The sequence below is a fragment of the Actinomadura darangshiensis genome (assembly GCF_004349235.1).
Lineage (GTDB): Bacteria > Actinomycetota > Actinomycetes > Streptosporangiales > Streptosporangiaceae > Spirillospora > Spirillospora darangshiensis.
Genome location: NZ_SMKY01000301.1, coordinates 1 through 10,840, shown reverse-complemented (window position 1 = coordinate 10,840; position 10,840 = coordinate 1). Strand labels below are relative to the sequence as shown.

Annotated in this window: 10 protein-coding genes; 7 read left to right on the top strand and 3 right to left on the bottom strand. The window is 69.4% G+C overall.

What is annotated here, in order from left to right; genetic code table 11:
- Positions 1–254 precede the first annotated feature (254 nt).
- Together nrdR and E1293_RS38800 are read left to right on the top strand one after the other, a co-directional pair.
- Entirely contained in the window at positions 255–728 is a 474-nt protein-coding gene (gene nrdR, locus E1293_RS38805; protein ID WP_132203762.1) for a transcriptional regulator NrdR, read from the top strand.
- A 118-nt stretch (positions 729–846) separates the two neighbouring features.
- Positions 847–3,669, top strand: a complete 2,823-nt coding sequence (locus E1293_RS38800; RefSeq protein ID WP_132203760.1) for a vitamin B12-dependent ribonucleotide reductase — start codon at positions 847–849, stop codon at positions 3,667–3,669.
- 148 nt (positions 3,670–3,817) lie between these two features.
- Here E1293_RS38800 and E1293_RS38795 read toward each other — a convergent pair whose 3' ends face one another.
- Together E1293_RS38795 and E1293_RS38790 are read right to left on the bottom strand one after the other, a co-directional pair.
- Positions 3,818–4,513: a DoxX family protein gene (locus tag E1293_RS38795; protein WP_132203758.1), complete on the bottom strand. Its 696-nt coding sequence runs from the start codon at positions 4,511–4,513 to the stop codon at positions 3,818–3,820.
- Positions 4,514–4,610: 97 nt separating this feature from the next.
- The gene (locus E1293_RS38790) at positions 4,611–5,498 is read right to left on the bottom strand and encodes a serine hydrolase (protein WP_132203756.1); all 888 of its coding nucleotides are present in this window, start codon (positions 5,496–5,498) and stop codon (positions 4,611–4,613) included.
- A gap of 156 nt (positions 5,499–5,654) precedes the next feature.
- On the opposite strand from E1293_RS38790, the gene E1293_RS38785 reads away from it, so the two are divergent.
- The 5 genes from E1293_RS38785 to E1293_RS38765 all read left to right on the top strand — a co-directional run bounded on the left by E1293_RS38785 (position 5,655) and on the right by E1293_RS38765 (position 9,670).
- Positions 5,655–6,554, top strand: a complete 900-nt coding sequence (locus tag E1293_RS38785; protein WP_132203754.1) for a LysR family transcriptional regulator — start codon at positions 5,655–5,657, stop codon at positions 6,552–6,554.
- Positions 6,555–6,681: 127 nt separating this feature from the next.
- Positions 6,682–7,845, top strand: coding sequence for an alpha/beta hydrolase (locus E1293_RS38780; protein ID WP_132203752.1), 1,164 nt, complete (start codon positions 6,682–6,684; stop codon positions 7,843–7,845).
- A 69-nt stretch (positions 7,846–7,914) separates the two neighbouring features.
- Complete coding sequence (locus tag E1293_RS38775) at positions 7,915–8,853, top strand: hypothetical protein (protein WP_132203750.1); 939 nt, start codon at positions 7,915–7,917, stop codon at positions 8,851–8,853.
- A 29-nt stretch (positions 8,854–8,882) separates the two neighbouring features.
- The gene (locus E1293_RS38770; protein WP_132203748.1) at positions 8,883–9,275 is read left to right on the top strand and encodes a MerR family transcriptional regulator; all 393 of its coding nucleotides are present in this window, start codon (positions 8,883–8,885) and stop codon (positions 9,273–9,275) included.
- Positions 9,272–9,670, top strand: a complete 399-nt coding sequence (locus E1293_RS38765) for a carboxymuconolactone decarboxylase family protein (RefSeq protein ID WP_132203746.1) — start codon at positions 9,272–9,274, stop codon at positions 9,668–9,670. Before E1293_RS38770 ends, E1293_RS38765 begins: the two co-directional genes overlap by 4 nt.
- A 171-nt stretch (positions 9,671–9,841) precedes the next feature.
- Here the strand turns inward: E1293_RS38765 and E1293_RS38760 are convergent, their stop codons facing one another.
- Positions 9,842–10,807, bottom strand: coding sequence for a pirin family protein (locus tag E1293_RS38760; RefSeq protein ID WP_132203744.1), 966 nt, complete (start codon positions 10,805–10,807; stop codon positions 9,842–9,844).
- Positions 10,808–10,840: the final 33 nt, after the last annotated feature.

Here is a 10,840-nt window from a genome sequence, read left to right as displayed (position 1 = left end):
CACCTGGGGTTCTGTCACCGGGCGGGGGGTGCTGGAGACGGTGGGTGACGACACGCCCGGAGGGAAAAACGGGAGTTCTGAGATGACCTGCGCGGACGCGGCGGGTGGGGCCCGTGAGGCGTCGGACCAGGTTGCGAACGCCCCCGGCGAGCCGTACGGTTGACCACAACATCTAGTAGTCACACCGACGTACTTAACCTATATGTGGCACTGTTCAGAGGTGTGACGCGTTTTCGTCAGGGGAGGGGTCTAACGTGCACTGCCCGTTCTGCCGCAACCCTGACACCAAAGTGATCGACAGCCGCTCGACCGACGACGGGGGCGCCATTCGGCGTCGCCGCTCGTGCGCGGAATGCGGCCGGCGATTCACGACGCAGGAGAATGTGCTCGTGATGGTGGCCAAGCGCAGCGGGGTCACCGAGCCGTTCTCCCGGGAAAAGATCATCGCCGGTGTGCGCAGGGCCTGTCAGGGCCGGCCGGTCGACGAGGATGCGCTCGCGAAACTGGGGCAGCGGGTCGAAGAGGAGATCAGGTCCTCCGGCTCCGCGGAAATCCCCTCGCACGAGATCGGCCTCGCCATCCTGGGGCCGCTCGGCGAACTCGACGAGGTCGCCTATCTGCGATTCGCCTCGGTCTACCGGAGCTTCGAGTCGCTGGACGACTTCGCCAAGGAGATCGAAACACTGCGGAAGGCCGGTTCCTCGGGGGAGCCCGGCCCGTCCCGGTAGGGACGGTTCCGGAAACACAGCAGCACAAGTAAAGGCGTCTCCGCGCGGGCATGGGTCGTGCGGCGGCGGGGTTGTTCCTGGACAGGGCCCTGCGGGTGGGCCCGAGAGGGGGAAGGTCATGACGGAGACGGTGAGCGGCTCGGCGGCGCGGCGCGGCAAGGGGGGACGCAAAGGGCTGAAGGTCGAGCGCATTTTCACCACGCCCGGCGTGCATCCATACGACGAGCTGCGCTGGGAACGTCGTGACGTCGTCATGACCAACTGGCGCGACGGCTCGGTCAACTTCGAGCAGCGCGGCGTCGAGTTCCCCGACTTCTGGTCGCTGAACGCCGCCAACATCGTCACGTCCAAGTACTTCCGCGGGGCGGTCGGGACGCCGCAGCGGGAATGGAGCCTGAAGCAGCTCGTCGACCGCGTCGTCCGCATGTACGTGGACACGGGGCTCAAGGAGGGCTACTTCGCCTCCGAGCAGGATGCCGAGATCTTCGACCACGAACTGAAGTACGCGCTGGTCCACCAGCTGTTCAGCTTCAACTCGCCGGTCTGGTTCAACGTCGGCACCAGGTCCCCGCAGCAGGTCTCGGCGTGTTTCATCCTGTCGGTGGACGACACGATGGAGTCGATCCTCGACTGGTACAAGGAAGAGGGCGTCATCTTCAAGGGCGGCTCCGGCGCCGGCCTGAACCTCTCCCGCATCCGCTCCAGCAAGGAGCTGCTCTCGTCCGGCGGGACGGCGAGCGGGCCCGTCTCGTTCATGCGCGGCGCCGACGCGTCCGCCGGGACGATCAAGTCGGGCGGCGCGACCCGCCGGGCCGCCAAGATGGTCGTCCTGGACGTCGACCACCCCGACGTCGAGGAGTTCATCGCGACCAAGGCGCGCGAGGAGGACAAGATCCGCGCGCTGCGGGACGCCGGGTTCGACATGGACCTCGGCGGCAAGGACATCGGCAGCGTCCAGTACCAGAACGCCAACAACTCGGTCCGGGTGTCGGACGAGTTCATGCACGCCGTCGAGTCGGACGGCGAGTTCGCCCTGCGCGCCCGCATGACCGGCGAGGTCGTCGAGACCGTCAAGGCCAAGGACCTGTTCCGGCTGATGGCGAAGGCCGCCTGGGAGTGCGCCGACCCGGGCGTCCAGTACGACGACACGATCAACGACTGGCACACCAACCCCGAGACCGGGCGCATCACGGCGTCCAACCCGTGCTCGGAGTACATGAGCCTGGACAACTCGTCCTGCAACCTCGCGAGCATCAACCTGCTGAAGTTCCTCACCGACGCGGGGACGTTCGACGTCGCGAAGTTCGTGAAGCTCACCGAGCTGGTCATCACCGCGATGGACATCTCCATCACCTTCGCCGACTTCCCGACGCAGAAGATCGCCGAGACGACCCGCGACTACCGGCAGCTCGGCATCGGCTACGCCAACCTGGGCGCACTGCTGATGGCGACCGGGCACGCCTACGACTCCGAGGGCGGACGGTCCCTCGCGGCGGCGATCACGTCCCTGATGACGGGCGTCGCCTACCGCCGCTCGGCGGAGATCGCCGGTGTGGTCGGCCCGTACGAGGGCTACGCGCGCAACGCCGACGCGCACAAGCGGGTCACGCGCAAGCACGCCGCCGCCAACGACGGCATCCGCACGCTGGACGCGATGAGCAAGGCCGTCCACGCCGCCGCCGCCAAGCAGTGGGCCGACTGCCTGAAGGCCGGGGAGAAGCACGGGTACCGCAACGCGCAGGCCAGCCTCCTCGCCCCGACCGGGACGATCGGCCTGATGATGGACTGCGACACCACCGGCATCGAGCCCGACCTCGCCCTGATGAAGTTCAAGAAGCTCGTCGGCGGCGGGTCCATGCAGATCGTCAACCACACGGTGCCGCGCGCCCTGGAGAGGCTCGGCTACCAGCAGGAGCAGATCGAGGCGATCGTCGAGTACATCGCCGAGAACGGCCACGTCGTGGACGCCCCCGGCCTGCGTCCCGAGCACTACGAGGTGTTCGACTGCGCGATGGGGGAGCGGGCGATCAGCCCGATGGGGCACGTCCGGATGATGGCGGCGGTGCAGCCGTTCCTGTCCGGCGCGATCTCCAAGACCGTCAACATGCCGGAGCAGGCCACCATCGAGGACATCGAGAAGGTGTACTTCGAGGGCTGGCGGCTCGGCCTGAAGGCCCTGGCGATCTACCGCGACAACTGCAAGGTCGGCCAGCCGCTGTCGGCGGCGGGCAAGAAGGAGGAGCCGAAGGCGGCGGCGCCCGCCGATGCCGCGGTGGCGGCGCGTCCCGTCCGCAAGCGGCTGCCGAAGCAGCGTCCCGCGACCGTCACCCGCTTCTCCGTCGCGGGCGCCGAGGGGTACATGACCGCCTCGTCCTACCCGGACGACGGCGTCGGCGAGGTCTTCCTCAAGCTCGGCAAGCAGGGCTCCACGCTCGCCGGCGTGATGGACGCCTTCTCCATGGCGATCTCCATCAGCCTCCAGTACGGCGTCCCGCTGGAGACGTGGGTGGAGAAGTTCACCAACATGCGGTTCGAGCCGGCCGGCATGACGGACGACCCCGACATCCGCATGGCGACCTCGGTGATGGACTACATCTTCCGCCGCCTGGCGCTGGACCACCTGCCCTACGAGGAGCGCGCCGGCCTCGGCATCTTCACCGCCGGGGAGCGCGCGATGCAGGCCAACGGCGAGGACCCGGCCGACCTGCACACCGAGGCCGAGGTCGACCACGAGTCGCTGGCGCAGTCCGCCGAGATCACGCGCCCGGCGGCGCCCGCTCCGGCGGCGTCCACCGAGGCGCACTCCTCCATGGAGGTCATCGAGAGCCGCCAGGGCCGGACGGCCGACGCGCCGCTCTGCCTGACCTGCGGCACGAAGATGCGCCCGGCGGGCAGCTGCTACGTCTGCGAAGGCTGCGGCTCCACCAGCGGCTGCAGCTGACCTGATCGGCCACGGCCCGGAGTCGTAGATCAGAGGGGGAACCGGCCGGTGCCGGTTCCCCCTCGACCTTTCGGTCAGGGCGGTCGCAAACGTCCTGGTCGTCCCAGGCGGATATGGGCGGCCTGGATGGCTCCATGCCGCCGGTCTCTCAGGTGGAGGGGTCTTTGTCGTCGGCGGGGCCGCGCTTGATCGGCTGGGTCGTCGAGGAGCGGCGGCGGTGCGACGCTTTGCGGGTGCCGGCGACGAGTACGTCGTCCTCGGAGCCTTCGGGCTTGGTGGGGTCCTCGGTGGGCTGCGGTGCCGGGTCCGGGGTCTTGGGCCGGCGCGGAGGACGGGGCTTCTTCGGGGGCTTCCCCTCCGCCTGGCGCAGGGATTCGACGAAGCTCGCGGCGTCGTCCTCGTCGTCGTCATCGGGTCGGCGCAGCCGCTTGCCGATGATCCACTGGTCGAGGGTCAGGCGTCCGCCGCCGCCCGCGGCGAACAGCAGGCTGGCCATGCCCAGGGCGAGGACGAGTTCGTAGCCGTTCTGGACGGTCGTGCCGTCCACCATGAACAGGCCCTGGTCGGCGTGGATGAAGATGAACGCGCCCGCCATGTCCACGAACAGCAGGACTCCGGTGACCGGCAGCCCCAGCCCGGCGATCAGCGCGGCACCGCCCAGCAGCTCGACGAACGCGGAGTAGACGGCGGCGGCCGTCGGGAGCGGGACGCCGAGGCCGTCGAAGGTGTGGCTCGTCGCGGTGACGCCCGCCTCGATCTTCTGCCAGCCGTGCGCCATGAACACGACGCCCACGCCGAGCCGCACGAGAACTGCAACGACGTCGTACAGCGGCCTAGAGCGCATGCCGTCGACTCCTTCAGCGCGGGGGCGGGCCCTGTTTCGACGGAGAGTATGACGGCCTCCGCGCGGTTATCGCGAACACCGCAGGTGAGGCGGCCTTTCAGGTTTGGATGAAGGCGCCCGCGAGGGCCGCGGCAGCCGTTTCGACGGCGTGTTCCAGGGTCTCGATTCCGTCCTGCATCGTGGTGCCGCGTTCGGTGAGGGCGGCGAGGAGGTACGTGTGGCCGAGACGCTGGACGATGCCGATGCTGTTGACCGTCCAGCGGCCGTTGTGCCTTTCGCGGGGAAGCCAGCCGTTCTTCAATTCGGCATCGTTCCCGGCGGCGCTGACGCCCCACGCTTGTTCGGGGGTCACGTCCCCCATCAGTCCGCGGAGGTATCGGCGGCTCCCCGAACGCAGCGGGCTCCGGTCGGATGTGAGGGCCCTCAGCAGCCGGATCTGGTCGGCGGCGCTGGTCGTCGTCGACCCCCAGGCGTTCCCCGGGCCCGGGTCGGTGTCGCGCAGGCCCAGTTTTCTGTTCGCGGACGCCAGGCCGCCCGCGCCGCCGATGGAATGCCAGAGCGCGGAGGCCGCGGCATTGTCGCTGACCGTGATCGCGCGTTCGGCCAAGGACTTCTCGCGGGACGTGAGGTCGCGTTCTCCGCGTTGAGCTCTGAGAAGCAGCGCCATGACGATGTCGACTTTGACGATGCTGGCCGTCGCGGTCCGGAGGTCCTCGTTGTAGGAGTACGAAGTGCCGGTGGTCAGGTCGCGCACCGACAGCGACAGATCTCCGGGCTTGTCCTTGAGGTATCGGCGGAGTTCGCGGGTCAGCGCGTCGCGCTGGGTCTTCGTGAATGTCGGGATCGTGGGCTGCCGCCTCGGGCTCGGGGTCGTCGCGGCGATCGTGGGAACGGTCGCCGGCTTGCGGACCGATGCCGTGGAGCCGGCCACCAGTATCGCGGTCGCGGCCAACGTCGCGGTGATCAAGAGCCCTGCGCGCCTCATCGGCGGGGCCTGGCCTCGGGATGCATGGTCGGGAGTTTTGTGAGCAGCCCGTTACCCCTGTGTTAACCCCCTTGCGCGGCCGGGGCGGCTGAACGTGGACGGCTTCGAGTGAGATGGCGGGTGCATGGTGAGCTGTTATGGTGAGATGCTCAATGAATGATGGCTTCTCGTCAGCTCGAATACTTCCGGGCCGTCGCGCGCGAGCTGCACTTCACGCGGGCGGCGGAGACGCTGCAGATCGCTCAGCCCGCGCTGTCCCAGCAGATCCGCAAGCTTGAACGGCAGCTCGGCATCGCGCTGTTCGAGCGGAACAACCACCGGGTGGAGCTGACCTCGGCCGGGGCCGCGCTGCTGGAGCACGCCGAACGGATCCTGGCCGACATCGCGGCGGTCGAGGACGAGATGCGCGGCTGGACGGCGGGCACGCGCGGCCGGATCCGTCTCGGTGGCGCCCGCGGGCTGACCGCGAGGCTCGCACGCCTGCTGGCTGAGTTCTCCCAGGAGTTTCCCGCCGTCGAGGTGGAACTGCGGGAAATGAACACCGAGGAGATGGTCGCCGGCCTGTACGGCGGACGGCTCGATGCTGCGACCGTCGTCCGATTGCCGCCGCAGGAGGCCGGACGCCGCCTCGAATCCCTGCCGCTGGGGGACGAGCCCCTCGTCCTGATCACGGCCGAGTCCGCGCCGCTCGCCGGCAAGTACCGCGTGCCCGTCGCGGCCTTGGACGGCGTCGACCTGGTCTGCTACTCGCCGGGGTCGGTGATACGCGAGATCGTCCTGTCGGCCTTGGCGGACGCCGGTGCGACGGCGCGGATCCGGTTCGAGACGCGGGAGTACAGCACCGCCCGAGCCATGGCGAGCGTCGGGCTGGCCGCGGCCGTCGTCCCCCGGTCGGTGGCGGAGGAGCCGGGCCAGCCGGTGGGGATCGTCCGGCTCGACCCGGAGCCGGCCTGGGCGCCGTCGCTCGCCTGGCCGGCGGGACGCCGTCCGGGTCCGGCCCTCGCCGCTTTCATCGACTTCGTCGGACGCCGTCCGGACCTGGTGTCGGTCACCTGATGATAGGCCTGAGATATCGCCAGCAGGCTTGGTATGTCTTGGACATCTTCTCTCCTCTTGGATGAGGATTGTCGTACTCCGCAGAAAGCGGACTTCTAGCGGCATCTAACGGTCGAAGGAGCACGACATGAACCGCCATGAACGGGGACGACGCGAGTACGAAGGCCTGATGGGAAGGAAGCCCGAGGAGGCTCTGGGCGCGGTACTCCGGACGTCCCCGCAGATGTTCGAAGCGGTCGTGGACGGGGCGTTCGGCGGGGCACTGGCTCGTCCCGAACTGGCACGCCGGGCGCGAGAACTCGCGTCCGTCGCCATCATCGCCTCCGCGGGAGGCGCGGAGAGCCGTCTCGCCAGCCATGTGCGCGGGGCGCTGCGGCAGGGCGTCGAACCGTCCGAACTGCTGGCGCTTTGCGAGCACATCTCGGTGTACGCCGGTTTTCCCCGCGCGCTTGACGCACTCGCCGTCGTCAACGACGTCCTGGAGGAGCAGGGGGTTCCGAGCCCGCCGCAATTGCACCGTGTCGCGCTTGCCGGCCATGAGACCGTCGTCGCGCAGAAGGGCGACCACGGGCCTGCCGTGATTCTGTCGCATTCCCTCGGCGTCGATTGGCGCATGTGGGAGCCGGTCATGGAACGCCTTTCCAACGGCCGGCGGGTCTTCGCCTACGACTTCCGCGGACATGGTGCCGCCGCGGGCGCGCCCCGCCCGTTCACCATGGACGATCTCGCCGCGGACCTCCTGGGCGTCCTCGACTCGTTCAACGTGGAGCGGGCGCATGTCGTCGGCCTCTCGATGGGCGGCGGCATCGCGCAGGCGGCCGCCGTCCGCGCACCCGGCCGCGTCGCGTCGCTGGCCCTGCTCGCGACCACCGATCACGCCTTCGACGCGTTCGAGGAGCGCGCCCGCTCCGGCGAGGCCGACGGCATGGAGGCGCAGATCGTCCCGACGCTGACGCGCTGGTTCACACCCGCCGCACTCGCCACGAACCCCTGGGGCGTCCGGTACGCGCGAGAGCACATCCGGCGTTTCGACCCCGCCGACTGGGCGGCCGCCTGGCGTGCCTTCAGGGGAGTGGACGTGCAGGGCCGTCTAGCCGGGCTCGACTTCCCGACCCTCGTCCTCGCGGGCGAGCTGGACGCGTCGACGACCCCGCAGATCATGTCAGGCATCGCCGAGCGGATTCCTGGCTCGACCTACCGGGAGCTTCCGGGCACTCCTCACATGCAGACCCTCGAACGTCCCGAGTTGGTGGCCGCGGCCCTCGACGAATTCCTCCCGTCCGACCGATAGTTCCCCCGGGGGAGGCGGATGCTCCGCGCGGGGGAGGCGGCCGCCGGGCCCGGACGACAGGCTTCGATCATGACCGGAACGCCTGATGTCTCGGGGGCCGTCGGGCCGAGGTTGAACGCGGCGCGGCGGCTCGCCGGCCACGGGGCCGCCGCCTCGCTCTCGCTGTACCTCGTCGTCAAGGTCGGCTGGGTGGCGGCGGCCCTCTTCGGCCACGCCCCACCGGATTTCGGCAGCACGGACTGGGTCGTGCTCAACCTGGTGACCGTCGCCATGTCCGCCGCGGGGATCGTCCTGGGTGTGGTCTTGGCCCAGGGCCCGAAATGGCATATCCCAACGGCACCCTTGGTCTTCTTCGCCTGGGTGGGCAGCGGGTTCCTGGTGCCCCTCCTGCCCTATGCCATGGTCAGTGCCGCCCTAGGTGCCGGTGGGGACGATGGTGATTCGGCGCCGTCCTGGGAGCTGACCCTCATCGCCATCGGATTCACCGGCATGGCCGTTGGGCTGGCCATCGCCCTCCCCATCTACATGCGGGAACGATGGCCGGGCGCCTATCTCGGACGTCTCACCGACCGGAAACGCCTCGCCGCCCGTCCGGCACGCACGGCGTCCCTCGTCCTGACCGCACCCACCGTCCTATGGACGTACTGGTCGTTGGGCGGGACGCTCGGCCTGGACCCAGCCCACCGTGACCTCATCGACGTGAACGCCCGCCTGCTACTGGGCAACTCGGCGCTCTGGGCGCTGCTCGGGCTGTGGGCCATCTGGGCGATCACTTCCGCCCGCCCGAACATGCCCGTCTGGCTCCCGACGACGCTGGCCTTCACCGCGTCGGGCTCCCTGTTCGCATGGGGCGGCTGGAGACTGGCGGTGGCGCTGCTCCGTCCAGGCGGCTATGCGCCCGCCGAGTACCCCGCCGTCACCGTCGTCGAGCACAGCCTCGCCATCGCCGGCGGAACGCTGATGCTCGCGATCCTCGTGAAGTCGATCGGCGATGGCCGCTTGCGTTAGAGCGCGCTCCAACTTCTACGGTTGTCGACATGTCCAGCGCAATGCCGCTTCCAGCGGACACGCTCACCATCGCCGAAGTCGCCGAGCGGACCGGGCTCACCGCCCACACGCTCCGCTACTACGAGAAGGCGGGCCTCATCGACCCGGTCGAGCGGTCGGCGTCCGGCCAGCGGCGCTACGCCGCCACCGACCTCGACTGGATCGAGTTCCTGCTGCGCCTGCGCGACACCGGCATGTCGATCGCCGACATGCAGCGGTTCGCCGAACTCCGCCGGAACGGCCCGCCGACCTTCCCGGACCGGCTGGCCCTCCTGCACGAACACCGTGCCCAGCTGGCCCGCCGCATCCGCGACCTGCAGGACAACGCCGCCGCACTGGACGACAAGATCACCTTCTACGAGACCCATCTGGGGGAGTCATGACCCGCGAAGAACGATTCGAGAACGGCCTGGGCGTGCTCCAGCGGGTCGACGGCGAGGCCGGGCAGAAGGTCGTCGACTCGCTCGCCGACATCTCCCCGGAACTGGCCCACCAGGTCGTCGCCTGGGCGTTCGGCGACATGTACGCCCGCCCGAACCTCGCACCGCGCGACCGCCAGCTTGTCACCCTCGGCATCCTCACCGCCCTCGGCGGCTGCGAGCCGCAACTCGAAGTCCACACCCACGCCGCCCTCAACGTCGGCCTGAAGCCGGACGAGATCGTCGAGGCGATGCTGCACGCCGCCGTCTACTGCGGCATGCCCCGAGCCGTGAACGCCACCTTCACCGCAAAGAAGGTCTTCACCGAACGCGACCTGATGCCCGTCCACAACACCTGACACCCCACAACGTCGCCAAGACACCAAACCAGCCACAGCACCGAACCTTGACACCCGAACACCGCCGAGCGGGCCCTTTCGCCCGGCCTGGGGTGTTGGCACACGAGACCGGTGGGGCGGGGTACCCCGCCCTGCCGCCGGCCCACTACCGGAACACGCTGGCCGAACCGTTCAGCGTGTGCGACCTCGGGGTTTCAGCGGGGTGGCGGGCATGGTGGGCGCCGGAATGGGGGCGCCGTCGTAACCGCGCACTGCGCCGAAGCGGTCGCCCGTCATCCAGTCCTCGCGTGCCTTGGCGATCTCGTCCCCGGTCCGGGCGATGAAGTTCCACCACATGACGAGCTTCTCCTCGAACGGCTCGCCTCCCAGAAGCAGGAGCCCGCTCAAACCATCGGCCCTCAAGGGCAGTTCGCGGCGGCCCGACCCTAGGTACAGCATCGAACCGGGCTCGACACGCATCCCGTCGACCTCCGTGATGCCGGACATCGTGAGTGCCGCGTACTCGAAGTCGGGCTCGACCGGCAGACGCACCTCGGCTCCGTCGTCTAGGACGAGGTCCGCTCCCATGAGCGGAGTGAACACCGTCCCGGGCGACACGACGCCGTCCAGTTCACCCAGGATCACGGTCGCGCTGAACCCGGGACCCGCCACGACCGGCAGGTCCGCGTGGTGCTCGAACGCGGGGTCCGTGTGCCGATCGGCGTCCGGCAGCGCCACCCACAACTGGGCGCCGTGCAGGACCGGGCCGTGCCCGCGCGGGGACTCCTCCGAGTGCGCGATGGCCCGCCCCGACGTCATCAGCCCGAGTTCCTTCGGCCGGACGGTCTGCAAACTCCCCAGGCTGTCCCGGTGCAGCACCTCGCCGCCGTGCAACCAGCTGACCGTCTGGAGACCGATGTGCGGATGCGGCGGCACCTGCATGCCAGGCTCGTCGGTGATGTCGTCCGGCCCGTAGTGGTCGACGAAGCACCACGCGCCCACCATCCGCCGGCCCAGGCTGGGCAGAAGCCGCCGGACGACCGTGCTCTCACCCAGCGGCACCCGCCGCGGCGGCAGCAGCTCATGAACCGGGCCCCCGGGCACGTCCTCGCGCCCACCGCACTCGACCGGCTTCGGCCTGACATCAAGATTGCTCATCCGACCCGCCCTCCCAGACACCGCCCTCAACCC